Origin of the sequence: Lentibacillus cibarius, assembly GCF_005887555.1 — a bacterium.
Classification (GTDB): domain Bacteria; phylum Bacillota; class Bacilli; order Bacillales; family Amphibacillaceae; genus Lentibacillus; species Lentibacillus cibarius.
This window is the reverse complement of sequence record NZ_VCIA01000001.1, coordinates 2278133-2303429: the sequence shown is the minus strand read 5'-3', so window position 1 is coordinate 2303429 and position 25297 is coordinate 2278133. Positions and strand designations below refer to the sequence as shown.

Sequence of the window (25297 nt, the reverse complement as noted above, 5' to 3'; positions counted from 1 at the left end):
ATTAGATAAAATGGATTTATCCAAAAGGTTTATATTTATTTTCAGCACATAACTAGGTTAAGAACATAATTGCGCCCCATCACAAAAGGTTTGATGGAACGTTCAGCTCGATTGTTGTCGATCTCCAGGCGCCCGTCCAGTAAAAACCTCTCCAGACGTTCCCATTGGTTACGACAGTACTTAATAGCTTGGCCCAGAGCACTTTTGGGCAGCACATGAGGTGTTTGTTCACGAAGCCATGCCGAAAAAGCATCCAGAACAGGCTGACTGCGTTCCAGACGTGCTTTTTGACGTTCTTCAGGACTGACGTCCTTTAAATTACGCTCTATATTAAATAAACGATCACAGAAAGCCAGGCCTTCTTTGGCTTTCACCGCCGACGTACTGGCAGATTCCGGCAGCGCTGTCAAAGCCTCCGTAAATTTTCGGCGGGCATGCGCCCAGCATCCAACTAATGTGACGTTGGAAAGGCCATTGTACCCCGAGTAGCCATCCACATGTAAATAGCCCTGAAAATTGGACAGGAATTGTTGAGGATGTTTACTCGCCCGGGTTTGCCGATAGTCGTAAAGCACGATGGGTGTATCATCCCGTCCGGTTCTGTACAGCCACATGTACGACTTCGACTTGGCCGGACGATCAGGTTCTGAAAGAACCTGAAGCGTCGTTTCATCCGCATGTAAAATGTCGTGCCCGATGAGATGGGCATACATTTCATCGTATATAAGCTGCAGCCAGGTGCTGGCGCCATAAACGATCCAGTTAGCCAACGTCTGGCGTGGGATCGATACACCAAAGCGCTCCAAGTGTTTCTCCTGACGATACAAAGGCATGCTTTCCACATATTTTTGGGTCATGGTATAAGCCATCGCAGATGGCGATGCAAGGCTACCCGGAAAAACAGGTTCAGGCATGTTTGCCGTCACAATGGGCGTTTCAATTTCATGACGTTCGCAATGGCGGCAACTGTAGACATGTTGAACGTGTTCCACAACTTTAACTTGGGCTGGAATGACCTTTAGTTCCTTGCGGACTTCCGTACTCATATCATGCAGAGTACCGCCGCAACAGGAACAGATTTGTTCCTCATCGGACAAATGATAGTCAAGGGTTTCCTTAGGCAAGTTGTCAAGCTTTTGATCACGATGGCCACGTCGTTTTTTGCGTTTATAAGTAACCGTTTCAAGATCTGGTTCCTCGAGTGTCGAATGGGTCGTATCTTCAGCTTCATTAAAAAGCGAAATTTGATCGGAATTGACTTGTTCACTGGAAGATCCAAACCGACGTTGCTGGCTGAGTCGGAATTGCTCCTCATACCATTTGAGTTTGGCCTCCAGTTCTTCCTTCTCCATTTCAAGCTTTTCATTCTGAGCCTGATAATATTCGATTGTTTCTTGTGAGGCGTTCGCTGTGTTATCCATCCCCACCAGTATAAGGAAAAAAATCCGACTTGCCTAGTCGAATTCCCGTATTTGTATATTTCACTTTTTTATAGAATGGTACGAGCTGTTTCTTCACGATGTGCCTGTTTCTGGTTAATCGAAAGACCATCGAGTAGCCAGCGCAGCTGGCGTTGACTAATGCCCATCGGAGCTGTTTCGTTTTCAGAGGGCCAGTGAAACGTGCCTCTTTCGAGTCTCCGATAATGAAGCCAAAATCCATTGTGCTCCCACTGAAGGATTTTCAGTTTGTCGCGTTTTCGGTTACAGAAAACAAACAGACAGGGCGAAAAAGGATCGAGTTCAAAACACTCCTTTACAATGACGGCCAAGCCGTCAATGGATTTACGCAGGTCCGTATTGCCGCGTGCCAAATATACTTTGTCGAATGGGACGTTGGTCAACATTGGCTTTGTAGAAGCTTCATAATGTCAGAAAGCAGATTCCTGTCGGCATCCGGACGGACTTCTACAGATATGGCGCCAACGTGAATGTAGATGGGTCCCTGCCCTTCAGGCGTAACCATCTCATTATCCATTTGGACCGCGAGCCATTGAGTTTGTCCCGGTTCCTCTTTCTGGACATCTTGCCCCTCTTCAAATTGTTGAACCCAGTAATACATTTGATGAGGCTTTATATCGTGGTTCCGACACCACTCCGCTATACTCTGATCGCTTTTTTTCCAGGCATTATACCGTGTTTTCCATTCTATTCGTTTGTCTTTTTGCGTCATCGCATAACCTCCCAAATCAATGTCTAGGAAGATTATCGCATTGATAATGAAGGTTTAAAACGTGTGTTTTATCTGACGCTTACCTTTAAATAATCATCGACAGTTGTTCGTGATACACCAAGTTTCCTAGCAATTTGGGCTTTCTTGAAGCCTTGTTTTTTTAGTTGGCGAATGTCCATGTACACTTCCCATTTTTCCACCTTTCCATCCACTCCATCTTGACTTCACATTCCACCCTCTTTTACAATCTTATGAACTATACACATTCCTTTTACAGCTTTATTCAGCAACATAAAGTCTGATTTGCATTTATTATTTATTTCACGCGTCATTTTCTGAAGCGGATTTTTTTCCATGCTAACCCGATTCTATGGAGGTTAATGCTATAATTACCCTTTTTTACAAACTCTGGCGCTCCTTATCGACTTGTTTATTTTTCCTCCATCTAAACCAACGCTTTCCTTTAATGCTGCCCATTCTACCGATATCATGTTTTTCAAAAAACATCCCTATTTTCGCCAATACAATTGTTACAAAGGTAGCGAAAATAACAATGGAATAAAACCCTGCACCAATTCCAATTCCGACGCCACCGACGAAAAAAATCATGGCAGCAGATGTTAAGCCTTGTATTTTTAAACCATTTTTAAGAATGACTCCTGCTCCAAGGAATCCTAACCCAGAGACAATTTGAGCTGCCAATCGCATCGGATCCATACGCAATCCGTTATCTACATTTTGTATATTGTACTGTTCAACACTCTCTATAGAAACAATCGTGATTAAAGAACAGGCGACTGCCACATAAGGAAATGTTTTCATTCCAGCAGGTTTGTTTTTAGATGTCCTGTCCCATCCTAAAATAAAACCTAAGCTCGCACTGATCAATATCCTAAAAAATATTTCATATTCGTAAAAAAGTTGTGTTATTATTATGCACCTCCTATCTTCTAACAAAAGGCAAAATACACTATTTAATTAATTTACTATCACTTAATTTCTGTTACTCTATAATTATTGTGCCCATTGTCGGAATCGGATTGTGACTCACCATTTCTATAAAATAAACAATCGGCTTTTGAGAAAGTGACTGTTATTTCTTTTCCTTCCCATAAATGATTCCCTCCATCATTCAGTGAATCCACCTGGAATGTGTAATCGGCAGCCTCCACTTCATAACGAACCACATTCCCAATCATGGAAATATCACCAATTACGCCAGTAACAGTATAATGTACCTTTTTTTCTGTGGAAATCTCTTTATATCCTGTTACTATTTTTATAACCTCTGGGCGAATCGCCACTTCTGTGAAGTTTTCTTTTTCGCTACCGGTAAGACGTTTGAAGTCTTCCTTTTTTAAAATATTATAATTCCCAATAAAGCTTGCAATGAAGATACTGGTTGGGCTTGTGTAAATCTCTTTAGGCGCCCCTGATTGAACGATTCGTCCCTCATCCATTAAATGAACTGTATCGGACAGTGTCATCGCTTCCTCTTGATCATGCGTTACAAATATTGTTGTAATCTTAAATTCACGCTGAATCCGTTTCAGTTCTTTTTGTAAATTTTTTCTTATTTTAGCATCCAGTGCACTTAGTGGTTCATCCAGTAATAATACTTTTGGCTGCAAAATTAAAGATCTGGCGAGTGCAACACGTTGCATCTGTCCTCCCGATAAATGCTGGGGATAAGAATCCTCTTTTCCTTTCAGTCCCATCATTTCAATCATTTTATGAACTTCTTCCTTGAAATTTTTAAGCTTTTTCATTCTTAAGCCAAATGCAATATTATCGAATACAGTCATATTCGGAAACAATGCGTAGGACTGAAACACCATTCCAACCTGTCGATCTTTAGGGCTTACATCGGTCACATTTTTTCCATCGATATATATAGCCCCACCATCTGTTTTGTTTAGACCAGCAATACAGCGCATCAATGTACTTTTTCCGCAGCCACTTTGTCCAAGTAAAGTAGCAAATTCCCCTTTTTCCAGGGAAAGAGACACTTGCTTTAGTACCGTGTCACTACCGAATTGTTTTTTTATGTTATCTGCAGTTACAAAGCCCATTACTGTAGTCCTCCTTAAGACGCAGCTTTCTTATTGCTACGCATTCCTATTTTTATGATAAACCCTGATATCAATAGCAGTATAAAATAATACAAGATAATAATAGCACTTACCGAATGGCCGTTGGTTTCCAGTTTATTGTAAATTAATATCTGGATTGTTTCGAATTGGCCGCCGACCAATAGATTGGCAAATACAAATTCTCCAAATAGAAAAGCTACTGATAGCACTGTGGAAACGATAATTCCCGAAATGATATTTGGGAAGATAATAGAAATAAAGGAGCGTACTTTTGAAGCTCCAAGTAATTCAGCTGATTCCATAAGATCAGTTGCATTCACTGTCCTAATGCTGTTTCTGATTCCCTGATACATAAACGGTAAAATCAGAACAAAATATGCACCGAACAATATCCAAAATGTTCCATAAATTGGAATGATACCAGAAGCGTACATTTGGATTAACCCAATGGCAGCAACAACTGGCGGTATCCCATATCTTAACAGTGAGAGACCCTGAAGCAGTCTTTCCCATTTGGGGAAAAAGGTAACGACGATAAAAACAGTAGGTACCATAATAAATACACTTAAAGTTACGGTTCCAATCACTATAAACAATGTTCTGCCCAATGCACTGTAAAATGCCGGGTCTTGAAGCAATTCACCATACCACTGGAAGGTATAAGAATCTGGCAAAACAGAGTAACTCCATTCTTTCGCAATAGAATAGATAAAGGTTCCAAGAATAGGTGTAAACAGATAAATCATTAACGCAACAATTATAAGTTTATGGATCCAGATAGATTTTTCTTTATTCATTCCAAATCCCTCCTTACTTTGCGCATCATTTTTTCGTTTATCATCATTGCTAAGATAGTGATAACTGCAAGGTACACACCCATTGCACTCCCAAGTTCCGGTTTAAGTACAACGTCACCGGCTATAAGAGCGGAAATTTGCAGTGACATCAGGTTATACGTGGATCCAACCATTGCATATGCTGTAGCATATGCTCCCATGGCATTCCCAAATAAAATACTCAGTATCCCTACAATACTAGGCAGTAAAATCGGAATGCCAATGTGTTTCCAGTATGAAGCATTTGACGCACCAAGGAGTAAGGCTGATTCCCGCCATTCTTCACGCATCCCATAGTATGTAGGATAAAGAAGCAATATCGAAATGGGAGTCTGGAAAAAGACATAAACAAGAATCATGCCTCCCCAAGTATATAAATCAAATTGAGCAAAAGCTTCCAAACCAAGCATTTCAAAGAATAGAATAAACAGACCGCTGTTTCCTAATAAAATTATGGCTGAAAACCCTAAAGGGACCCCTTCGAAATTAGAAAACACATTGCACACTGTTAATAAACGGTCCTGAACTTTCTCTGAAAACCGAGTGATGGAATATGAACAAATAACTGCGATAATAATCCCAATCAGCGCTGAGACCAGTGAGATAATCACACTATTAAGAATTGATTTAAGATAAAAGTTACTTTTAATCACAGTAAGATACTGAATAAAACTTAGTGTTTCACCGTCATCAGCATAAAAACTGTTTTTAAGCATAGAGGCTAATGGCCCTAGTAAAAACCCGAAAACAATCAAAAAAAATGGAAGCAGCACAAGAAGAAGAAAAAGTCTTTGTTTCCCAAATGTCTCCAAAATATTTCACTCCTTTATTTTTCTGTGATTGCCCACATTAGGCAATCACAGAAATGATATTTACTCTTCTAACCCAGGAAATTCAAACGAAATCATCTCCTTAGACGGATCAACATCCAGAAGTTTACAGACAAATGGCGCCAAAGCTAGTTGAGGGATTTCTTCGTCATGAACTCCCGGAGTAACTTTTGGACTAATTACATAAAGCGGAACATCTCTTTCACCCTCTGTTGTTCCACCGTGTGTTCCGTGTTCACTCATACCATGATCTGCAGTAATCAGCACCTGATAACCTTCCTCAATCCAGGTTGGAAGAATCTGTGCCAGATGTTTCCCAGTCTGTAGTACACGTTTATGGTACTCTGTCGACTCAGAACCATATATCTCACCAATATAATCTACATTCATTGGATGGATATATAAAAAGTCTGGATCAAAATTCCTGCGCAATTGCTCTCCATCAATAATGAGATGGGAATCGGGATAATCGTCTTCAAAATAAAACCTTCCATACTGAATCGGTTTGCTTTCATCCTCCTGCTCACGATCTTCATAGACATCAAAAGGGGAACGATTATACAATTCACTCACCCAGTAATAGGAAGCAGTAGCATTTTTTAAACCATTTTTTTTGGTTATATGGAACAGACTTTCTTTTGTGGAGTTGCGAATAACTGCGTTATCCACAATTCCATTTTCAAAACTTGGTGTACCAGTCAAAATAACTTCATATAAAGGACGGGACAAGCTTGGAAGCTCAGATTTCACTTTATACAGCGCGGCTTTATTTTTCTCCACCAAATGATGAACATAACCTAAATTTCTTGTCGCTGTATCATTTCTCATTCCATCCACAACTACTAAAATAACTTTATTAGTTGACATAAGCTAACACATGCTCTTTCCATAGATCCACAAGGTTACTTAAGCTTTTACTTAGAGCCTCCTGATCTTCAATCGTAAAGGTATTTTCGTACTGCTCAGGCGGTAACAGGCTATCTTTTCCTTCCTGGGATAGCTCAGCATTTTCTCGGATTGGTCGGGCATGTCCTTTTGCCAGATTGTCCTGCCCCGCATCACTAAGGATATACTCCCTAGTCAACATAGCAGCATGTGGATTTGGAGCGTATTTATTAAGAATCGTTGCATAACCGCTAACCACAGAACCATCTTCAGGGATACTGATTTCATAATTATCCTTATCTAGCTGATTCGCATAACCAATGGCATTAAAGTCCCACATCAAAGCAACTTCCACTTCATTTGCTTCCCATTTTGGGAGGTTAGGATTAACTAATACCAATCTTCCCTGTTTTGCAAGCTTGGCGAAATATTCAATACCCGGCATTAAATTATCAACGCTTCCACCATTAGCCAAGGCAGCAGACAATACGGCCATTTGCGCTTGTGTTGCACTCTGAACATCACCAACGGAAACTTCATAATCACCTTCTAAAATGTCACCCCAGGATCTAGGAGGATTATCAACAACCCTTTTATCTGTCATGATTGCAATCGTTCCTTGGTATCCCACAATCCAGTCGCCGTCATCATCCTTTGCCCAATCAGGAATATCATCCCAGTAAGAAGTTTTATAGGGCATTGTTACCCCCTTTTCTTCTGCTATGGGGCCAAAGGAAATACCAACATCACCAATATCAGCTGTGGCATTTTTTCCTTCCGCCTCAAATTGTGCAACTTCCTCTGCACTGTCCATATCTGTATCGGTATGATCCAATCCATATTCCTTTTCTAGCTCTTTCCAAGTTTCTTCCCAGTTTGCCCAACTATCAGGCATTCCGACACTTTGAATCTTCCCTTCTTCTTTAGCCTTCTCAGTGATTTCCTCTACTGACATAGAATTCGGGTCTTCAATTGCCGAACTTTCTTCCCCACCGCTACATGCAGCTAGAGTTCCCAGAAGTGTTGCAAAAACAATTCCCAACAGGGGGTTCATTATATTCCGTTTTTTCAATTTTATCAGCCTCTTTTCATTAAATTAAGGTTGTATTAAAACAAAAGCATTGATTAAGGATGCATACATCCAATCAGCGATCTGGCAATAATACTATTTCATTTGTTCCCAATTTGGTCGTGGACTCATACAAATGCAATAAACCAGTATTTTCATTTCTCCCTTGAAGCGCATATGTTGGCCCGCTTTCTTTTATTTCAAGACTGCATTTCTCTGAAAGGTCTGCAATATTGCCCTTCTGTAAACAGTTGATTATCAAGCCAAGTTTCATATTTTTAAATTCTGTTAACATTTCATAGTCACTGCTGCTGTCACCTGCAACAAGCAAGGGTTCAGTTCCGTTTCTTTTAGCTGCAATCTCCCTACGGATGATAAGTGTTTTACCATGATGTGCCGCAACAGGCCAGTTGTCCTGTTGGATTGACTGCATTATCCCATTCTTTTTCCTAAGTCTTGTTCCGAATACATTTTCTTTTGGAAGACCGTAACCATATTTAGGATTCGCTGCAAATACTTCAACAATTTCTTCCATGGAAGCTGATACAATAAAAACGTCAATGCCCCTTTTCCGAAATGTATTCATTAGGTTAGAAATCTCAGAGATGACTCGTAAACCACTTACATAATACACTACGACTTTCCCAGCGCTTCCTGATAATAGTTCCGGACTGGTCAAATGTACGTTGGCCAGTGCCTGTCCGAGATTGAAATCATTGGAGGTTTCCGCTAATTTCTGCACTTCCTGAACGGTCATATTTGTAAATAAACGCTGCATCCATGGATATGCTACTTCAGGGCCATATGTACCCCCAATAGCCGCATAGAGAAAATAAAGCTTTACTTTAAAATCTTTAAAATAATCGGTTAACCGAATCTCTTCCAACGGTTCGCTTCCCTTGAACTTTTCATAGTGATCGTAAAGATAACAATAATCACGTTCCAAGTCTTTTGAAATCGATTTAAGCGTAACTGGTCCCCCATCGGTGTTTCGGTAATCATCTGAGAATGAGTTATCAGTCACATTACGTTTTATAATGCTTTCGAATTGGCTCGGTGTCAGTTTAAATGCAAGATGATCTATTTGGTATAAGAATAAAGCCTCTTCCGCATCATGGAAAATACATGTATTATCCCAATCGAAAATCACATATGGTTTTTTTCAGAATCATAACCGGGACTGTCCACACCATATTCTTCAATTAAATTCTGGATAGCTTCGAACGTTTTGGGTGCCCATTTCCCCCTATCTAGCAATTGTATTGATTTTAACTGTTTACTGTTTGTTGAAATTTCATTAATAGCAGCCCATTTGGAAACACCGGGGGCAACTATCTCAAACCCATCTTTCCAGTTGATGACATCTGCTACATCACTAAATAAATGTGACATATGCGAACCATGGTAGCCTGTTCTGACACTGTATTTCAGCACATTCCGGTGATCTACATGCCGTAAGTCGCCGATATACCTTGGCGGATCCTTACTTTCTCTGGTCCACTCATCAATCTCCTTGCACGTCTTGTTGCAATAGAGACCGTCGGTTGTATGCACAATGATATTGCACGTGATCTCATTCGTTACACGATGGAAGTACGCTTCATCCAGCACAACCGGATTCATCTGGATAACACTTCCCGTGAATCCATCATGAATGGAAGCCCCATTCAGGCAGATCATCGGTGCTTTCAAGCCAAGCAGACGATGGTAAGGTGCTGTAATCTCATATTGACGCCCTGTTGCCAGAAAAACTTTAACACCCTGATTTGTCAATCTGTTGATTGTTTCCACATTGCGTTGTGAAATTTCATTTGATGACGTCAGCAATGTTCCATCCATATCAATAAACAATGCACGAATATTCATTCTTTTCCTCCCTTCTATTACACATCAACCATATCACCTAAATGTAAAGTGTTTATTAACTGTGTGTAATCATTTGATTAAGAATTGAGGAAGGAGTCTTCTTTTGGAAGTAAGAACAACGCCTGAATCCTCGTTTTCTGCAATTAGTTCGGATTGTTGAAGGGTCAGGTGCCGATAAAACTGATAATATAACCACCTACAATACCCAATATCACGATAAGCCACGCTGGAACCTTCCAAATGTTTAATAAGGCGAATAGGACAATACTTAAGGCAAAATCTGATGCATCAAAAATTGAACTCTTGATAACTGGGTCATAGAATGCTGCTAACAAGATCCCAACAACACTAGCATTCACACCCATAAGAATGCCTTGGAATGTTGAATGTTTACGTAATTCATTTAAAAAAGGTAAAGCTGCGATAACAAGTAGAAAGGACGGTAAAAATATACCTATGGTTGCGACAACTGCGCCGCCAATACCTTCCATAATCGTTCCTAAATAGCTGGAAAACGTGAATAATGGTCCAGGGACGGCTTGAGCCATCCGTATCCAGCAAGAAACTGTTCAGGTAACATCCAGCCCGTTGGAACAACTTCTCGTTCGAGCATGGGCAGGACAACATGCCCTCCGCCAAAGACCAATGAACCAACCCTGAAAAAGATATCAAAAATACTAAGCAACGGGTTGTTTGTTAGCTTCGTTATGATAGGCAACGCAATAAGACCAAAGATCAAAATTCCTAATGAAGTGATTCCTGTTTTCTTAGAAATGTTGATAGAAAAGGGTTTTACTTTTGATTCTGCTTTATCTTTAAATAGTTTTATACCTAATACACCTGCGCTGACTATGATAACAATCTGCATCCACGCAGTTGGATAAAGCAGCATAATAAAGGCAGCCACAATGGCGATAGCAAGTCGTGTTTTATCGGGTGTCATTTTCTTGCCTAACCCGATTACAGCGTGTAGCACAATCGCTGTGGCTACGACTTTTAAGCTATGAATAAACCCTGCATCCCCTAAAGTAAAAGTCTGATAAAACATGGCAAAGATGATGAGAACCATCACCGATGGCAGGGTAAAACCAATCCATGATATGATTCCTCCCAAAATGCCTCCTCGAAGCATTCCTATAGAAATACCCACCTGACTACTTGCCGGCCCTGGAAGGAACTGACACAGAGCAATAATATCCGTATAGGTTTTATCATCTAGGAGCCTTAGACAGAAGTATAACGGGTTTTATGTAAAAATATGTAAATTAGCGAGTGGAACATCAGATTTTCAATGAAACGGCTTGATCTCCCGCCAAGACAGGAGTAATTAGGTTTTAGACATATAAAAAGCACTCTTTTCATGGTATAATGTTCTTGGATAAACATACCACCGAAGAGTGCCTAATCCGTATTATAGCCTATTCTGCTTCATAATACCAACATTTTTCAGGCGCTCTTCGTTGGAATCGTCAAAAACGAGGAGAGATCAAATGGCGCAACGCAGCCCCGACGCCCCGAATCAGGTTGTTTTTTTCCAGGAATTATTACAAGAAAAAATTGAACACAAACCTCATGCAGCCCGTTTCTTTTCATACCTGGTAGATGAACTGGATCTGATTTTTTATGCCCCATTATCAATGGGCGCGCCACCATACACCCGCCGCACATTGACGGCTGTTATTTTATACGCCATGTATCACGGTCATTATGCAGCGCAAAAGATCTGCAAATTTGCCGAAGACAGCATTGGTGCACAGTGGCTATTATCCGGCATGGGCATGCCGGGTTATAAGACCGTCGAACGCACAATCGATGCCCTTTTAAATGAAGCGGATCGTTTTTTATCCCAAATCATCGGAATTTGTGAAGGATTGGCCTTAATTGGTCGGCAGCGCATGTATATTGATGGTACCAAAGTCCAAGCGAATGCCTCTAAGCACAAAGCGATGAGTTATGAGCACTTGATAAACAAGATCAATCGCCAAACAAATGAACTGGAAGCATTATTTGAATCCATCAAACCCTACATAGATGAGGCAGAACAAATATCGGAAGAGGAGCTGAAGGCCTGTATACACGAGCAGGCTCAGCGGGTGCATCACATTCTGCGACAACAGCATCAACAAGAGCTGCGGGACAAGGAACAACAGGTATTCAACCTCGATTACGAGGAAGCCGAAAAAAGTCAGGGTCTCGAAGAGGAAACGCTGAAAACCTCTTCCCCCCTTTTGAACGACGTTCCAACGGAATCGTTTGAACAAACGGTGGATCTCCTGAACAACATAGCGTTTACGCATAATCGGCTTCACACCATGGAACAGGCAAAAACGACATTGGAGCAAAAATGGAAAGCGGAACATGGGAATCAAAAAATCCCGGAAGGGAAACAAATTAATTTTACGGATACAGACTCCAGCATCATGGTCACGAAACATCACGGTGTGCAACAGTGTTACAACCATTTTGCCTGGGTTGATGACAAGGCGCATATCATCCTTGGTACACATACGAGCAACAATGCTTCCGATCAACTTGGATTGCAGCCAACGCTGGAGCATGCGGAAAACATATGCGGTTCGCTGGCCGGCGTGCAGGCTGGCGCTGATGCCGGATTTTTTTCAGCCCATAATATAGCGGTCATGCAAGATAAAGGGATTGACTTTTACGGGTCGTACGCAGTGGCAAAATCCCCATTTGCCAAGGATAAATTTGTGTATGATACACAGGCCGATACCTATACATGCCCGGAGGGGCATACGCTTACGCGGCAGAAAACGAAAAAATCGGGACGGATTGACGAATACAGCAATCAGGAGGCCTGCCTGGCCTGTCCGCTCAGTGCGCAATGTACAAAAGCACAAGACGGTATTCGCAAAATCGATCGGGATATGGAACATGATCGCCTCAGAGAAGAAGCGAAAGAAAAGGCCAACACGGAGCAGGGAAAAGAAATCCTGAGTCAGAGAAAAAGTGTTCCGGAGCCAGTGTGGGGCAACATTCAAGTACAGGATGGGTGGAAACAGATGCATGGACGCGGGATGGACAACGCTTCGCGTGAATTCAAATTGCATTGCGTCATGCATAATATCCGAAAGATACTAAAAGTCTATTTCAATAGTGTGTCGTATCAAGAGACTGTTCACGAAAAAGAGCATTTGTTCCAAGATACTGCCTGAGGAAGCGATACTTGAAAGGAGGGAGGTATAAACAAATACGTTTATAAAAATTAAAAAAATGACATAAACGTGAAGCTTATTTGGCATACCCTTTTTTAAATCATTTCCATTTTTTTACATAAAAATAGGTTGTAGTGAAATGAAGCGGGATTTTTTGAAATACTTCTGTCCAAGGCTCCTAGCCACTTCCGGCGATCAATATATTCGTCTTTAAAGTAAGCTAAATGCGCTACGGGACCTCCAAAAGATGTAAATCCGAGTTTGATGGAAGCCAATAGGATTTCTAATAACTCAACTTTCGCAGGTTAAAACAGGCAGGTATGCCTTGATATAATTGGGCAGGCCCGCTAGCCATTGTTGTAGTTGACTTTTGATAAGTTGTTTCATTTTCTTATTACTTTTGGACAGCGTATCTTCAAGAAGCCCAATTAACTGTTGCAGGGCAACAGCCCAATCGAGGTCATGGACTTCTTCACATAATTCATAAAACATGCCACCCAAGGTTCGGTCATCTGTGCTGCAGCGATTCTGCCACGAAAGCACTATATACCTTGCAAACACAATTGTTGTGTGACTGATAAGAGCGTCATAAGAACGGCTTTGGAATTCTTTTTGAAGTTTTAAAAGGGATTTTGTTGTTTTGAAGAACACTTCAATATCCCAACGCATGCCGTAAATTCGGATGATTTCCTGATCACTCAAGGTGCAATCCGTGCTCAGGATCGCAAGCCAGTCACTTTTCTTATTTCGATTACGGACGAAAACGACTTTGACAGGCACACCATTCGCCTGTGTCGTATGAATGGAACGCAGGATACGCTTGTTATCAGCGCTTGGCTTAGCCAAGCGATACAATTGATCCAGGCTGACGCGCTTGCCATCTACAATGTAACGCTGCTTTAATTTTTTGACCATGCCAATCACATCCAACCCCTGATCTGTCAGATTCTTAATAAGGGGCTGCTGAGTGAACCATGAATCCATCAGCACATAAGATGCATCAATGCCAGCTTTCATTGCCCCTGCAATCATCCCCGGAATTTGTTCCGGTGCTGTTTGCAGAGCTTCTTTCCGACGTTTGTAACCGGAACTCCGTTTATCAACGTTTTCAGATATACCGTTGATTTGGCTTTTTTTCGAACTCAATAACGAAAAATCAACAGGCAGAAATGTCGAGCCATCAGACCAGCCCAGGGTCAACATGCGGAATCCTTTATAGAAGCGCATTTTTTGCGAGGCATGATCAAAGCAGCGAGCTAAAAGCTCGACGTCTTTACTTCGGTTACGATCATAGGATGAATCGTCCAATATAAATACTTTGGGACGGTCATGTCGGGTTAGCTTTGACACCTTCACAATCGTTTGAGAAGCCAGTGAAAGCAGAAAACGACGCCAGTTAAATGTCGATTGATTGAGAAATCGATAAACGGTATCCTTGGCCGGTATATCCCCGGATTGTTTGCTTTCAAGCGCTCGAAACCAATTTTTGTTTTCAAAGATTAAACAAAAAATGAGCTGGAAAATATAAGCACATGAAAAACCAAACGATTTCGTGATACCTGCGTTCCGCAGGTGTCTGAACACATTCAATTCTTTAAACGTTGCTTTTATTTCTTTTGGGAGTTGATTATTTGGGTTGTTTTTAGCTATCATAGCAGTAGGCACCTCTTCTGTTTTGGTAGTGATTCTGGTTAAATCAACTATACCAAACGTTGAGGTGTTTTTTCATGTATAAACATCATTGTCAATCATGATATGTCAGAGGCTACAAGTTCCTCTATGTCCTGAGTTTACTGCGATTTTATTGGTGCGAAAGTTGAGCTGATAAGAATCATGATCCAGAGAATATAATTTCCTTATATTTTGTTAATATAAGCCACAATGCAGTAGCTGGTATAATGGCAACAGCAGAAAACGATGAGAGTGATATAGAGCCATTAGTATCACCTAAAAATATAAGGGCAATTAATTACACACCTAACGGAGTCGTATTAAACATTGTTAAAAATAAAATTGAAGATAAAGATTATAAAATCACAATTAAATACCAAATCCAAGCTAACAAACACTATAATTCAGAATTAATAGTGTCAGTAAGTCACGGTGTGTTTTTTAACATAAAAGAACAGAATGCAAAAAAACGAAGAAGACGTAAGCGTCAACTTGGGACAAAACGCTCTTATACATGGTTATTGAATAAAGCAACCCAATTAAAGGACGCGGCAGACCGTAATCCCTTTCAGAATCCTATCTATTATGGTCATATCGTCAGACCGCAGATGTACATTAAAATGCTCTTCCAATGAAACAAGTAATTTACAGGCTTTATGATCGTAAAAGAAACGAGGGCAAACTACACAAGGTGCGGTTGCCTATGCCGACAAACTCGTTTACTGGATCCATGGCACATCGGAAGTTTTTATACAATCGTAAGCCGCCAGTGTTCGGAGCATTCCGAATCCTTATCGGTTGAACGATAAGGATATTTGGTATGTCCAATTCTTAGTATCATTAAACCTATAAATATTCCTTGAATTTTATAGTATAATTTCACTTGCTAGCAGCGGTTATAGTCTTATCATTAATCTTATAATCGCTTTTTATTAATCATTTGAGCAAGTGTTTGTAAGTTAATTTGCTTTTTATCCTCTTCTTTTAGTTTCTCGTACTGACGATTCATCCGTTTTTGTTCCTTATCTACTATTTTTCTAATCCTTATTTTTTCATCTTGGTTGATCGCAAATTCCTCAACAATATCATACCAATTTTTTATTTTTAATTCTGGGAATTCACTTCTCCCTTTGCCACCTTCTTGAAATGCATTATCATTCGTTTTCATAAATGGCATTTCAAAATGGTCAGCATATAAAGCAGAAACAAATTCACCCTTGTTCTTTTCCTTAGGATTGTTTTCCAGGCCATTTGTAAAACTTAATTCTTTTAATGCTTGTTCCAAAAAGTCACGATCGTCTATATCTATATGTAATTCATGCTGAATAACTAATAAATCTCCATTATTTTTACATTGCCTAAAAAAAGTTGCAATATTTTTATCTTTATTATTATTACGTTCCCATGCCAGTATTTCTTGTTCAACAACATCGGCAAATACTATTTTTTCGTGTTTTTGCAAAACCCTACCTAAAAAATCACTTAAATATAAATACACCCACATATCTGCATCACAAATTGGAAATTTAGAGAAATTAGGACTCATATTTTTTCTTCATATCCTCTAGCAATTCTAAAACGGACTGAGCCTTATCAGCAGATATCCGATTCTCATCTAAGTTATTATATAGAAGTTCAAGAAACCTTTGTGATACAGAAAATTTATTCGTTGGAAGAACCAAAGATTTATCCCCATCAACGGCATGAATTTTTTCAAGTAACTTTTGGGCGTTTTCAGGTCTGCCTAAGTTATACCGCTTTGATAAATCACCTTTGAATTTAGGATATAACTTTATTAATCTTGTTACAAGGGCGCTAAAGCTGACACGAAAGTAATTCTGCATAATAATTAATTGCTCATACCTAATGTACTTTAAATTAGATAGGCCGTTTTCATTTATGTACCTTCTTACCAAGTCTTCCGGCATGAGGATACAACTAGCAAAGTATTCCGCCTTTTGCTCCATTTCACTGTATTTCATATCCCCAAAAAGACTAATCCCACCGTTATCTCCTGTATATGCATGGTAGCACTCGTGCCATGCAGAATAAAATTGTCTTCCTAAGGAATGTGAACTATTTACAAAAATACAATTATATCCACTTTTTTCAATATAAAATCCTGATAAATCTTTATGAGTTGGGAACTTAACAATAAAAAACCCCAATCGCTCTAGTGTTTTAAAAGTGTCCTCAATAGGTTTATCTTTGTTGAGGAAACGACTTCGAAACTCTTCAGCAATTGGGATTACCGATTTATATAACTCCTCTTTTTTCCCAGGAGTTAATTTATTTTTATTCGACAAAAAAACACCCCTGATTACTTTGATCCAATTTTTTCTTGCATTACCATCTCATCAAAAATAATATTAGCAAGCTGAACAGTTTCTTGTATGTCTGGATGTTCTTCATCATCGGTACGAAAGCTAAGGGATGTAATATCATCCTTCTCTACTGCTAACATTTCGTTTTTACCCATATTTAAAAAATCACCAATAAGTTTATAAATTTTAGTATTAAAAACTCTTGATGCATCTTCAATGCTTTTCCACAATGATTCTGTAACTTCGTATTTACTCGCTACCATTTCGATTGACATATTCAATTCTTCTCTACGTTCTTGAACTAGCTTAGCCAATTCAAATCTTGTGTATTTGGGTCTTTCGGAAGGGTTAGAGTACACTTTATCCAAAATTGTTTGCATAATATCACTCCAATACTCTTATTATAAAGTATATAAGACATCACACAAATTGTAAACAGAAATGATTTCAATTCAGTTAGATGTTTACTTATCATTACCCTAAGAAATATTTCTTATAACAAATAATACAGATTTATTTTTAATATTTATAACATTTCAGTTGTTTTGCATCAAGTATAAAATATCATATTGTATTTAATTGCAAACCCATCTGAAGATAAACTTCAAAAAGGGATATGCAATTAAGCTCAATATTATTTTTGTACCTTCAGCTATTTGTTATAAGACCCAAAGTCGGAAAAATTAGCATATACCTAATGCCCGCTATTCAAAACTTGGTGTAACAGACTTTTCACTATTTCAAACTTTAATTATTTTAACATAAAATTCGATAAGATTGGTCAAAACAGTTTAAGTATTGTTTAACAGCGTATTAATCAATCACAACCTCCATAACATCATCAAGGGGAACCGATGTATTTTCATCGTTGTCAAATTTCAGCGTATTAGCCAGTGTATCGGCCATCAATAACTTACCTTTTAATTTTTGAAAATCATGTACACCATGATCGTAATATTCAACCTCGACTGTAAGATCATTTTGTAAGGCAAGTTGTAACTTAGTATTGAGTTCAAATTGCTTTTGTTCATCGAGGATTGGCTTCTTTTTATATTCTTGTTCTTGCCACATTTGCTGCAACATCTCTTCATGTTCCGGCATCATCATAGCAGTCCACTTTTTTGTTCCTCTATCGTTGACTTCACTCATTTTAAAACCTCCAAAATCAAACATTTGTTCGCATTATAACATAACATTAACAGTTCTGTGCAATGAATTTTAAGCGTCAATTAATATCAAGGTAATAACATGTAATCCATAACTATTCATGGATTCTTTGCAATGTTTTTATGAAAAGTACCAAATAGTGTGATTTTTTACCGCAAAAATACCCCTTTAGACTATCATGTCCAAAGGAGTAAACGGAACTATTTTTTGATTTTACCAAACCACTTTTAACGCTTGTGCATTATAACTTCGCACAAGTCATGAGGAAAATGATGATAAATGGAATACCCAGAACCCATAACCAAAACTCGGCAGAATAAACTATGTTCAAATAAATCTCGGTATGCATAAACCACTGGAAGACAGCCAGGAATATAATGCCACAGAAAGTTGAAAAAGCAATAAACACTATAAAGAATAACAAGATAAGCAATGATTTTTTGACTGTATGAACAACTCCCATCATCAGGAAAATCCCCTTTCAGCAAAGACACCGTATAGATGTCGCCCAAGTATTTCCAATGCTTCTTTCTTTATTTCATAATACCTCGTTTTGCCGACAAATAGCTGCGGATAAATGACCTCGTCACTATATCGAGAACCGTCATGACGTCTACGCAAATACTTCAATTCAATCAATTCTTGTTCAATGGGACTTAATGAATGTATGGTTGAATGCAATATTTCTAACCATTCTGATGCTTGTATTGTTCTTATGGCATACATTTCTGTCTTGCTCTTGTTAAAATTGCCGGATCCATGAGGCATATCGGATATAGATGAAACGATGCTTGGTACCTTCGTTTCGTTCGCCATTGCTTTAACTTTAAAATACCGGTTTAGCCAGTTATTTTCCGCATGCTCGATATAGAAGTTCTGTTCATCCTTTAAAATATCTTCAATCTCCTCTTGCGTGAATATGTTCTCAACATCCGAGCTAAATTGCATGAAGCGATTCACCCTTTCTTACATCTTAGATATTGATTTCAACCCTGGTTTTTTCAATTGGCAGGATGATGCTTAGCCAATGAATGCATTACCCATGCTATCCGTTGAAAATAAATTGAGGCATGATCCAAATCATCTTGTTGGATAGCTTCCAAAGCTTTAGCCAGGTTCACATCATAATAATCCCATTCTTGTTTCAAATACGTTTGATCAATTTGAGACACAACGACATCCCCCCTCGTATATTATGTTTAGGCCCTATCATTTGAGCCCATATTTTCTTACTTTTCCTGCTGGATATAGTCAAAAGTCTTGGACGTCCCGTGATGTTCCTAGATAATGGTCTTAGGATCATTTGGGACAATTCTTTTCCCCCTTGTGGCTAGACCACACGTAAAGACTGTTTCCCAGTGTGCGTTCGGACCTTCCTACTCGCAGGCTGTGCACCCTGAATCTCGAACCTGGGTGTTAGTAGCCCCAGGGCGGCTTTCGAATCAGGGTTAGTACTTATACACGAGGTTGCTGATCGGCGTTCACACTAGGGATATCTCAGGGCGTCCAAGAAATAGTACCAATGATTCTAAATCGAAAGGAGGAGAACCCCCCATGAAATTATTTGCTGGATTAGATGTTAGTTCTTTTGATATCAAGATTTGTTTGCTGGATGGTGAAGGAGAAAAGGTTAAATCCTTCACGGTTTCCAATGACCTTCCTGGTGCTAGTGAGCTTCGGGATACTGTTTTGGAATATTTGCGTGATCAGGCTGTTGATACGCTCAAATTCGGGCTTGAATCCACGTCCGTTTATAGTTTTCATCCATCCATGTTTCTTCATCATGATGAGGCACTCAAAGCACTTGGCGCAGAGGTATTTGTCATGAATCCAAAACAGATTGCGAACTTTAAAAAGAGTTATAGCGACATGGACAAAACCGATGAAATTGATGCGTTCGTCATCGCCGATTATCTGCGTTTTGGCCGATTGCCAATGTCTGTTGTCAAAGAGAGCCAATATGTTGCGCTCCAACAGCTTACACGCTCCAGGTATCAGCTAGTTCATCAGGTTACCAAGGAAAAGCAGCACTTCCTTCAACACTTGAGTTTTAAATGCAATACCTTCAAAGAGGAAGTCGATTCTTCCGTTTTTGGGAATGCCATGATGGAACTGTTTTTCGAGAAGTTCAGTCTGGATGAACTTGCGCAAATGCCGGTTGAAGATCTAGCTGATTTTCTACAAGAAAAGGGCAGAAATCGCTTTGGTGACCCGGAATGTGTTGCGAAATCCATTCAGAAAGCCGTTCGTTCTTCTTACCGTCTGGACAAGGTTGTGGAAGACTCTATCGATGTTATTCTTGGTACAACTATCGAAGTCATTCGCACACTCCAAAAACAGATAAAGGAAATTGATAAAGCAATCGAGCGTATCATGGCTGGACTGCCACAAACGCTTGTCACTATCCCAGGCATCGGGCCCGTGTTTACTGCGGGAATCATCGCCGAAATCGGCCAAATTGAGCGATTTGATGATGAAACTAAGATAGCCAAATATGCAGGCCTTTATTGGCGAAAGCACCAATCAGGCCGCTTCACAGCTGACGACACTTCACTTACGCGTAACGGGAATCAGTACCTCAGATATTACCTGGTTGAAGCCGCCAACTCGGTAAGACGGCACGTTCCTGAGTATCAAGCATATTACGCGAAAAAATACAGTGAAGTACCTAAGCATCAACACAAAAGAGCACTCGTCTTAACCGCAAGAAAATTAGTGCGTTTGGTGGATGTGCTACTACGCAATCACCAAATCTACACGCCAAAAAGGAGCGTGAATGCATGAAGCACAAATAGCTTCTAAATCCTTTTACTGATTACCAGTAATTTCCATTTATTTACTGGTCTAGTTTCCTGATGCCTTTTTTCGCAAAATTGAACCTTGACAATCGAATATTTAGTTATTTTCCTCTTGACATATCACCGCAGGTCTTTATAAATTGTCATTTAAAATCTCACTGACACAATCATATAAATCTTCTTTATTGGAATAACACTCATGGTTGGATTCAGAGACCATTTCATACAGGTCATGCTGATTCACTTGAACAGTTGCCTTTATTTCAGAGATAAATAGCGATTCTTCACCATGCAACATACCGATGGCCATATACAATGGATCAGACGCTTTTCCCAGGTATTCATAAACGTTTAATTGATGAGCCATGTGATCAGTCACAATGCTCTTCCTTCCATTTGCGTATTCTCGCATCTGCAAAGTTACGTCCGGTCCAAGTCGTCAATTCCTCCAAATAAAACGGTTCTTCACAACGTGGACAGGATGGCAGCATCTTTTTTCCTCGATACTTTTCCTCTAAATGACGTATTGTCTTTAACCATGGTTTATAATTAACAATTCGCTTTCGTTGTTCAAGCATATATTCCAATTGTTCATTCATCTGCTCCCAGCGTGATGCCATATCATACATGGCATCATAGGGATCAATAATTGCCCCGCAGCTTGAGCACATGACTCTTCTATTTCGTGTATCAAGCATGTATTTTCTTTTTTTGCACTTACATATCTTTTCCATCCCCCGATTGATTCGAATTTGATCCATATGAATGATCTTGTTAGGCAGTTGGTCAGTCATTTTACATTCACCCCGTTCATTAAATATCACATTCAAACAGCTTTCCATCTAATCAGCTTTGCCATGCCATCACTTCTTCCTCGCAGACTTCTTCACACGTAACGCCATACTCGTTTGCTAAATTCTTGATATTATTTTTGGAATAACCATTTGCTAAACACAAGCGCTCGTAAAACCCGGCTCCCGGATTCGTGACTTTTAGCCAAAACAACCTTCTCCTCAAGGCTTTCATATACTTCAAGCTGCTTTTAACTTCGCGAATAGACTGATTGATGTTCATTTTCATTCCCCTTCATTCAGTAATCTTCTTTTCTGGCTCCGGGTTCATGAGATCATGCAGCAACTCACCTATCATTTTTTCTTCTTCACTATTTTTTCCATTCATTGCTTCCATCCGCAACCTGTATAAAGATAACGCTTCTCGCATAAGGTGTGCTTCCGAATAGCCTGCATGAACCACCAATGTCTTGTCATCACTTTTATTGATCACCTGCATCTAAATCCTCCTCGTATTAGGTTTATTTATTTGACGATTTCACATATCAGCTAATCATGGTATAATTGAAGATATCTTCTTGGACATCAGAAAGTTTGATATTTAGGCGTATCGTTGCTTTCTGTTTTCCAATTCATTAAGATATTTTCTTGTTTCAGCTGCCGTTGGTACATATTTGTCACCAACGGCGCTTTTATGTTGCATCCATTCCCGCCATTTCCTGTCGGTCTCCACTTGGCTATCCTTCTGGTCAAACACCATCACGCTTTTCATGCCTTTCCACATCTTAAAAACCCCTCCTTCTGTAATCTGAGCCGTTCATGACGATAACGTTTGTATTGTCCATCATTCTTGAGAAATTACGTTCGTTCACGCGCTCCTTTAATTCAGCGCTATCTAAATTAGTCGTATAAACGGTTGCTTTACCTGAGCGATCATCCAGTATTTCGAAAAGTTTAGACGTCGACCATTCTGTTTGTTGTTCCGCCCCAATATCATCCAGCACTAATAAGTCCACACGTTGAATAACGTTTAGCAGCTCATCTTCTGTGACACCTTTTGTATTATAGGTTCGCTTGATTTTAGTAAGCAGTTTTGGAAGTGAGAGAAACAAGCATTCATAGTCTCTTTTCATCAACGCTTTCGTTATAGAAATCGATAGATGACTTTTTCCGGTTCCATAATCGCCTGTCAATAAGAGATTCTGTTTGCGGTCAAATGAATGAATGTACGCCAATGCCTTTTCTTTGGCCTGCTTTAAGTTGCTGTCGAGTGAATCAAAGTTATCGAATGTTGCTTCTTTCAGCGAGTCATTTATCAACGAATAATAATTAAAACTGGCCATCAGCTTACGATGTTTGAGCTGGCTGTAGTTTTGTTCGGCTGCCTTTGCCAGTTTGATATCTTCACATCTGCATCCGTAATTGGCTATGACTCGCTCCCCTTCACGTGGCCCAGAAGGAATGATTAATTCTGTTTGTGACACGTGCTGATGGCAACCATCACACACAAACGTTTGAAGTAGATTTTGTTCTGGACTTGTTATATGCTGTTTGATACTTTTCATCAGGAAATCCTCCTAAAATCCATAATTATAACCATCATTCGTTGACCCTACCTGATCACTCGACTTTCGCGTCCGATTCTGAAATTGACTCCGATATGCTTGTTCTTCAGCATTTGCTTGCTCAACAGTGATAATGTTGTTTTTTTGCCATGACTTGAGGATTCTCTCGGTGTATCCCCATGACTTTTTATTACGTTTAATGGCTCGTTTCATGGCTACAATAACTAAACCTCCACCTAAATCATTTGTCCACTCAAGAATAGATTCTTGTTCATAAGGAGTGGCGACCCCCAAATTTTTTTCATAAAATTTGATTGCACTATTAGTAGTAGTAGATATATTCTCTTCTTCTTTCTCTTTTTCTACTTCTTCTTCTGTTGCGTGATTGTCACGTGACGTCACGTTTTTGGATTTTTGCTCAATTTGTTTAGCTTTCTCACGTTCCCTTTGCTTTTGTTTTCTCAATTTATTCTGTTGCCTTACCCTTTCCATCCCTTCAACATTCTGGTGTTTTTTCCAATTTGTAATGTGTATAAAAGAATCTTCATCAATGTGAATCATTCCAAATTCACGTAGAGCATTTAATGCAAGCCTTACAGTATTAACTGGTCTACCGAATATCGTAGCGAGCATTTCTTCTGTGTATGGAATATTTTCATTTAAATAAATATATCCATTTGCATTGGTTTTCCCTGCTTGTGCCAATAATTTCACCCAAATAATCAGAATGGTATCTGCTTCTGGCATTTGTTCTATCAATTTAATTTTTTCATCCTCAAACATAGATATATCTAATTTAATCCATTTCAGATCTTGCATTACTATCTCTCCTTACCTGTTTGGGACATGTTTCTTTACTTAATATATTTTAAATGGCGCTGTATGGATACTTCATACGCACTTCTTGTACATTCTGTGCTGATGCGTATAACCAATCGAAAAACATCTTTGTAGGCACTTTAGGATGACCTAACTCCCTCGTGACTGGGAAATCTCCACGGTTGAATAACTCATTACACTTAGTAGGACCAACCCCTGTAATATCCATGAATTGTTTTCTTGTTAGCAATGGTGGCAATTCTGATTCCTTTAATTCTTCAACGAGGATCGGCACCAATTGTTTTTTGATTTCGTTTACGAACGTTTGTATTTCTTCCGAGCTGAATGTTGTGCTTGGCATTCTCGTCACCATCCTTAAAATGTAAGTTTTTAATTCAAATAACATCACTCGTTTTGTTCCTTTTTGGGACAATCATTAATAAAAAATTTTACCCAGTTAAACCTCAATGAATTAGCAATATTTTTCGCTGTATCAACAGAGGGCTTTTTTGTTCCTCGTTCTATACGAGTGTAATGACTTCTTGAAATCTCAGATAAACAAGAAACTTCATTTTGGGTGTATCCCCTTTTACCCCGAATTTCTTTAAGCCAAAATCTCATTTCGCACCTCCTTTATGTTCCCTAAGGAAACATTATACTTATAATATTATGTTACTAAAAGGAACTTTTCAACAATAATTATAATTTTTGTTATACTTTTAGGAACAAAGGATGAAGTTACTGAAAGAAACCTTTATAATGTAGGTAGTAGGTGGAAAGTAGTGATAATATATGAGTGTCCTTTCTGAACGTCTAAAAAATTATAGAGAAGAACTAAAGAAAACTGACAAAAAATGGACCCAACAATATGTTGCTGAGAAAATAGGGGTGGCTAGAGTCACCTATACAGCTTATGAACGTGGTACTAAAACACCACCTCTGGACATCATTAATCAAATTGCTGATTTATTCGATATTGATACGGACTATCTTCATGGAAGAACAGACGATCCTATCAAGGGGGTTGATGAGGAACTAAAAGAATTATTAAATGATCCACAAACTGACTTAATGTTCAACAATTGGAAAAACATGTCTGATGAAGAAAGAAGAGAAGTGCTTGATACAATTGAATATCTCCATTTTAAAAGGAAAAAAGGAAAAAAGTAATTCTACAGCCAAATACGGAGACTATAGTAACTGAAGATAAGCGAATTTAGGAAAATCGGAAATCA

31 protein-coding genes and 3 pseudogenes are annotated in these 25297 nt (G+C 39.2%); 4 read left to right on the top strand and 30 right to left on the bottom strand.

The window, feature by feature from the left end:
* Positions 1-71: 71 nt before the first annotated feature.
* The 13 genes and pseudogenes from tnpC to chrA all read right to left on the bottom strand — a co-directional run.
* Positions 72-1421: pseudogene (gene tnpC / locus FFL34_RS11315) on the bottom strand (IS66 family transposase); the annotation flags it as partial.
* A 68-nt stretch (positions 1422-1489) separates the two neighbouring features.
* Positions 1490-1846 carry an IS66 family insertion sequence element accessory protein TnpB gene (gene tnpB / locus FFL34_RS19040; RefSeq protein WP_138603527.1) on the bottom strand — a complete coding sequence of 119 codons (357 nt, stop codon included), beginning with the start codon at positions 1844-1846 and terminating at the stop codon, positions 1490-1492.
* On the bottom strand, positions 1840-2172 hold the full coding sequence (tnpA, locus tag FFL34_RS11305) for an IS66 family insertion sequence element accessory protein TnpA (protein ID WP_138603526.1): 333 nt from the start codon (positions 2170-2172) through the stop codon (positions 1840-1842). The genes tnpB and tnpA overlap by 7 nt, the downstream gene beginning before the upstream one ends.
* A gap of 68 nt (positions 2173-2240) precedes the next feature.
* The gene (locus FFL34_RS11300; RefSeq protein WP_138603525.1) at positions 2241-2372 is read right to left on the bottom strand and encodes a helix-turn-helix domain-containing protein; all 132 of its coding nucleotides are present in this window, start codon (positions 2370-2372) and stop codon (positions 2241-2243) included.
* A 199-nt stretch (positions 2373-2571) separates the two neighbouring features.
* Positions 2572-3129: an MgtC/SapB family protein gene (locus tag FFL34_RS11295; RefSeq protein ID WP_234031482.1), complete on the bottom strand. Its 558-nt coding sequence runs from the start codon at positions 3127-3129 to the stop codon at positions 2572-2574.
* A 32-nt stretch (positions 3130-3161) separates the two neighbouring features.
* Positions 3162-4244, bottom strand: a complete 1083-nt coding sequence (locus FFL34_RS11290; protein WP_138603524.1) for an ABC transporter ATP-binding protein — start codon at positions 4242-4244, stop codon at positions 3162-3164.
* A 14-nt stretch (positions 4245-4258) separates the two neighbouring features.
* Positions 4259-5062, bottom strand: coding sequence for an ABC transporter permease (locus FFL34_RS11285; protein ID WP_138603523.1), 804 nt, complete (start codon positions 5060-5062; stop codon positions 4259-4261).
* A complete protein-coding gene (locus tag FFL34_RS11280; protein ID WP_234031481.1) occupies positions 5059-5913 on the bottom strand; it encodes an ABC transporter permease in 855 nt (284 codons plus the stop codon). The genes FFL34_RS11285 and FFL34_RS11280 overlap by 4 nt, the downstream gene beginning before the upstream one ends.
* A gap of 60 nt (positions 5914-5973) precedes the next feature.
* A complete protein-coding gene (locus FFL34_RS11275) occupies positions 5974-6798 on the bottom strand; it encodes an alkaline phosphatase family protein (RefSeq protein WP_138603522.1) in 825 nt (274 codons plus the stop codon).
* The gene (locus tag FFL34_RS11270) at positions 6788-7870 is read right to left on the bottom strand and encodes an ABC transporter substrate-binding protein (RefSeq protein WP_138604727.1); all 1083 of its coding nucleotides are present in this window, start codon (positions 7868-7870) and stop codon (positions 6788-6790) included. The genes FFL34_RS11275 and FFL34_RS11270 overlap by 11 nt, the downstream gene beginning before the upstream one ends.
* Before the next feature lie 91 nt (positions 7871-7961).
* Positions 7962-9035, bottom strand: a complete 1074-nt coding sequence (locus tag FFL34_RS11265; RefSeq protein WP_138603521.1) for a haloacid dehalogenase-like hydrolase — start codon at positions 9033-9035, stop codon at positions 7962-7964.
* The gene (locus FFL34_RS11260; protein ID WP_138603520.1) at positions 9032-9751 is read right to left on the bottom strand and encodes an HAD-IIB family hydrolase; all 720 of its coding nucleotides are present in this window, start codon (positions 9749-9751) and stop codon (positions 9032-9034) included. The genes FFL34_RS11265 and FFL34_RS11260 overlap by 4 nt, the downstream gene beginning before the upstream one ends.
* A gap of 164 nt (positions 9752-9915) precedes the next feature.
* Positions 9916-10937, bottom strand: a pseudogene (chrA, locus tag FFL34_RS11255) (chromate efflux transporter).
* Between the two features lie 304 nt (positions 10938-11241).
* On the opposite strand from chrA, the gene FFL34_RS11250 reads away from it, so the two are divergent.
* Positions 11242-12927, top strand: a complete 1686-nt coding sequence (locus FFL34_RS11250) for an IS1182 family transposase (protein WP_138603519.1) — start codon at positions 11242-11244, stop codon at positions 12925-12927.
* A 179-nt stretch (positions 12928-13106) separates the two neighbouring features.
* Here FFL34_RS11250 and FFL34_RS19035 read toward each other — a convergent pair.
* A pseudogene (locus tag FFL34_RS19035) lies at positions 13107-13208 on the bottom strand (chromate transporter); the annotation flags it as partial.
* A 10-nt stretch (positions 13209-13218) separates the two neighbouring features.
* Complete coding sequence (locus tag FFL34_RS11240) at positions 13219-14580, bottom strand: IS4 family transposase (protein WP_138600479.1); 1362 nt, start codon at positions 14578-14580, stop codon at positions 13219-13221.
* A 245-nt stretch (positions 14581-14825) separates the two neighbouring features.
* On the opposite strand from FFL34_RS11240, the gene FFL34_RS11235 reads away from it, so the two are divergent.
* Entirely contained in the window at positions 14826-15233 is a 408-nt protein-coding gene (locus FFL34_RS11235; RefSeq protein ID WP_138603518.1) for a hypothetical protein, read from the top strand.
* 281 nt (positions 15234-15514) lie between these two features.
* Here the strand turns inward: FFL34_RS11235 and FFL34_RS11230 are convergent, their stop codons facing one another.
* From FFL34_RS11230 to FFL34_RS18265, 6 genes are all read right to left on the bottom strand, one after another.
* On the bottom strand, positions 15515-16144 hold the full coding sequence (locus FFL34_RS11230) for a hypothetical protein (RefSeq protein ID WP_138603517.1): 630 nt from the start codon (positions 16142-16144) through the stop codon (positions 15515-15517).
* A complete protein-coding gene (locus FFL34_RS11225; protein WP_138603516.1) occupies positions 16134-16904 on the bottom strand; it encodes an ImmA/IrrE family metallo-endopeptidase in 771 nt (256 codons plus the stop codon). Before FFL34_RS11225 ends, FFL34_RS11230 begins: the two co-directional genes overlap by 11 nt.
* Positions 16905-16918: 14 nt before the next feature.
* Complete coding sequence (locus FFL34_RS11220; RefSeq protein WP_138603515.1) at positions 16919-17302, bottom strand: XRE family transcriptional regulator; 384 nt, start codon at positions 17300-17302, stop codon at positions 16919-16921.
* 433 nt (positions 17303-17735) lie between these two features.
* Positions 17736-18071: a YolD-like family protein gene (locus FFL34_RS11215; RefSeq protein WP_171046346.1), complete on the bottom strand. Its 336-nt coding sequence runs from the start codon at positions 18069-18071 to the stop codon at positions 17736-17738.
* A 483-nt stretch (positions 18072-18554) separates the two neighbouring features.
* A complete protein-coding gene (locus FFL34_RS11210) occupies positions 18555-19037 on the bottom strand; it encodes an ArpU family phage packaging/lysis transcriptional regulator (RefSeq protein ID WP_138603513.1) in 483 nt (160 codons plus the stop codon).
* A 53-nt stretch (positions 19038-19090) separates the two neighbouring features.
* The gene (locus tag FFL34_RS18265) at positions 19091-19261 is read right to left on the bottom strand and encodes a hypothetical protein (protein ID WP_171046345.1); all 171 of its coding nucleotides are present in this window, start codon (positions 19259-19261) and stop codon (positions 19091-19093) included.
* 382 nt (positions 19262-19643) lie between these two features.
* Here FFL34_RS18265 and FFL34_RS11205 point away from each other — a divergent pair, with 382 nt between their 5' ends.
* On the top strand, positions 19644-20873 hold the full coding sequence (locus FFL34_RS11205) for an IS110 family RNA-guided transposase (protein ID WP_138601661.1): 1230 nt from the start codon (positions 19644-19646) through the stop codon (positions 20871-20873).
* A gap of 147 nt (positions 20874-21020) precedes the next feature.
* Here the strand turns inward: FFL34_RS11205 and FFL34_RS11200 are convergent, their stop codons facing one another.
* The 9 genes from FFL34_RS11200 to FFL34_RS11160 all read right to left on the bottom strand — a co-directional run bounded on the left by FFL34_RS11200 (position 21021) and on the right by FFL34_RS11160 (position 24683).
* Positions 21021-21266 (bottom strand): hypothetical protein, encoded by a 246-nt coding sequence (locus FFL34_RS11200; RefSeq protein WP_138603512.1) that lies wholly within the window; start codon positions 21264-21266, stop codon positions 21021-21023.
* A complete protein-coding gene (locus FFL34_RS11195; RefSeq protein ID WP_138603511.1) occupies positions 21259-21681 on the bottom strand; it encodes a hypothetical protein in 423 nt (140 codons plus the stop codon). The genes FFL34_RS11200 and FFL34_RS11195 overlap by 8 nt, the downstream gene beginning before the upstream one ends.
* A gap of 52 nt (positions 21682-21733) precedes the next feature.
* Complete coding sequence (locus FFL34_RS11190) at positions 21734-21961, bottom strand: hypothetical protein (RefSeq protein WP_138603510.1); 228 nt, start codon at positions 21959-21961, stop codon at positions 21734-21736.
* A 12-nt stretch (positions 21962-21973) separates the two neighbouring features.
* Positions 21974-22177 (bottom strand): hypothetical protein, encoded by a 204-nt coding sequence (locus tag FFL34_RS11185; protein WP_138603509.1) that lies wholly within the window; start codon positions 22175-22177, stop codon positions 21974-21976.
* 102 nt (positions 22178-22279) lie between these two features.
* Entirely contained in the window at positions 22280-22462 is a 183-nt protein-coding gene (locus FFL34_RS11180; protein ID WP_138603508.1) for a hypothetical protein, read from the bottom strand.
* Position 22463: 1 nt separating this feature from the next.
* Positions 22464-23243, bottom strand: a complete 780-nt coding sequence (locus tag FFL34_RS11175; RefSeq protein WP_138603507.1) for an ATP-binding protein — start codon at positions 23241-23243, stop codon at positions 22464-22466.
* Between the two features lie 12 nt (positions 23244-23255).
* Positions 23256-24062: a phage replisome organizer N-terminal domain-containing protein gene (locus FFL34_RS11170; RefSeq protein ID WP_138603506.1), complete on the bottom strand. Its 807-nt coding sequence runs from the start codon at positions 24060-24062 to the stop codon at positions 23256-23258.
* 49 nt (positions 24063-24111) lie between these two features.
* Positions 24112-24423, bottom strand: coding sequence for a hypothetical protein (locus FFL34_RS11165; protein WP_138603505.1), 312 nt, complete (start codon positions 24421-24423; stop codon positions 24112-24114).
* Positions 24424-24467: 44 nt separating this feature from the next.
* The gene (locus tag FFL34_RS11160; RefSeq protein ID WP_138603504.1) at positions 24468-24683 is read right to left on the bottom strand and encodes a helix-turn-helix domain-containing protein; all 216 of its coding nucleotides are present in this window, start codon (positions 24681-24683) and stop codon (positions 24468-24470) included.
* A 171-nt stretch (positions 24684-24854) separates the two neighbouring features.
* Between FFL34_RS11160 and FFL34_RS11155 the strand changes: the two genes are divergently transcribed.
* Complete coding sequence (locus FFL34_RS11155; RefSeq protein ID WP_138603503.1) at positions 24855-25232, top strand: helix-turn-helix domain-containing protein; 378 nt, start codon at positions 24855-24857, stop codon at positions 25230-25232.
* The last annotated feature ends 65 nt before the right edge of the window (positions 25233-25297 follow it).

Bases quoted from the DNA above. Each gene is read 5' to 3' on its own strand.
- FFL34_RS11165 (WP_138603505.1), bottom strand. From the start codon at position 24,423: ATGCCAAGCACAACATTCAGCTCGGAAGAAATACAAACGTTCGTAAAC.
- FFL34_RS11205 (WP_138601661.1), top strand. From the start codon at position 19,644: ATGAAATTATTTGCTGGATTAGATGTTAGTTCTTTTGATATCAAGATT.
- FFL34_RS11175 (WP_138603507.1), bottom strand. From the start codon at position 23,243: ATGAAAAGTATCAAACAGCATATAACAAGTCCAGAACAAAATCTACTT.
- FFL34_RS11260 (WP_138603520.1), bottom strand. From the start codon at position 9,751: ATGAATATTCGTGCATTGTTTATTGATATGGATGGAACATTGCTGACG.
- tnpA (WP_138603526.1), bottom strand. From the start codon at position 2,172: ATGACGCAAAAAGACAAACGAATAGAATGGAAAACACGGTATAATGCC.
- FFL34_RS11160 (WP_138603504.1), bottom strand. From the start codon at position 24,683: ATGAGATTTTGGCTTAAAGAAATTCGGGGTAAAAGGGGATACACCCAA.
- FFL34_RS11190 (WP_138603510.1), bottom strand. From the start codon at position 21,961: ATGAACATCAATCAGTCTATTCGCGAAGTTAAAAGCAGCTTGAAGTAT.
- FFL34_RS11275 (WP_138603522.1), bottom strand. From the start codon at position 6,798: ATGTCAACTAATAAAGTTATTTTAGTAGTTGTGGATGGAATGAGAAAT.
- FFL34_RS11215 (WP_171046346.1), bottom strand. From the start codon at position 18,071: ATGAGTGAAGTCAACGATAGAGGAACAAAAAAGTGGACTGCTATGATG.
- FFL34_RS11240 (WP_138600479.1), bottom strand. From the start codon at position 14,580: ATGATAGCTAAAAACAACCCAAATAATCAACTCCCAAAAGAAATAAAA.
- FFL34_RS11180 (WP_138603508.1), bottom strand. From the start codon at position 22,462: ATGTGGAAAGGCATGAAAAGCGTGATGGTGTTTGACCAGAAGGATAGC.
- tnpB (WP_138603527.1), bottom strand. From the start codon at position 1,846: ATGTTGACCAACGTCCCATTCGACAAAGTATATTTGGCACGCGGCAAT.
- FFL34_RS11230 (WP_138603517.1), bottom strand. From the start codon at position 16,144: ATGAGTCCTAATTTCTCTAAATTTCCAATTTGTGATGCAGATATGTGG.
- FFL34_RS11235 (WP_138603518.1), top strand. From the start codon at position 14,826: ATGGCAACAGCAGAAAACGATGAGAGTGATATAGAGCCATTAGTATCA.
- FFL34_RS11285 (WP_138603523.1), bottom strand. From the start codon at position 5,062: ATGAATAAAGAAAAATCTATCTGGATCCATAAACTTATAATTGTTGCG.
- FFL34_RS11170 (WP_138603506.1), bottom strand. From the start codon at position 24,062: ATGCAAGATCTGAAATGGATTAAATTAGATATATCTATGTTTGAGGAT.
- FFL34_RS11250 (WP_138603519.1), top strand. From the start codon at position 11,242: ATGGCGCAACGCAGCCCCGACGCCCCGAATCAGGTTGTTTTTTTCCAG.
- FFL34_RS11155 (WP_138603503.1), top strand. From the start codon at position 24,855: ATGAGTGTCCTTTCTGAACGTCTAAAAAATTATAGAGAAGAACTAAAG.
- FFL34_RS11185 (WP_138603509.1), bottom strand. From the start codon at position 22,177: ATGCAGGTGATCAATAAAAGTGATGACAAGACATTGGTGGTTCATGCA.
- FFL34_RS11210 (WP_138603513.1), bottom strand. From the start codon at position 19,037: ATGCAATTTAGCTCGGATGTTGAGAACATATTCACGCAAGAGGAGATT.
- FFL34_RS11290 (WP_138603524.1), bottom strand. From the start codon at position 4,244: ATGGGCTTTGTAACTGCAGATAACATAAAAAAACAATTCGGTAGTGAC.
- FFL34_RS11220 (WP_138603515.1), bottom strand. From the start codon at position 17,302: ATGCAAACAATTTTGGATAAAGTGTACTCTAACCCTTCCGAAAGACCC.
- FFL34_RS11270 (WP_138604727.1), bottom strand. From the start codon at position 7,870: ATGAACCCCCTGTTGGGAATTGTTTTTGCAACACTTCTGGGAACTCTA.
- FFL34_RS11195 (WP_138603511.1), bottom strand. From the start codon at position 21,681: ATGACTGACCAACTGCCTAACAAGATCATTCATATGGATCAAATTCGA.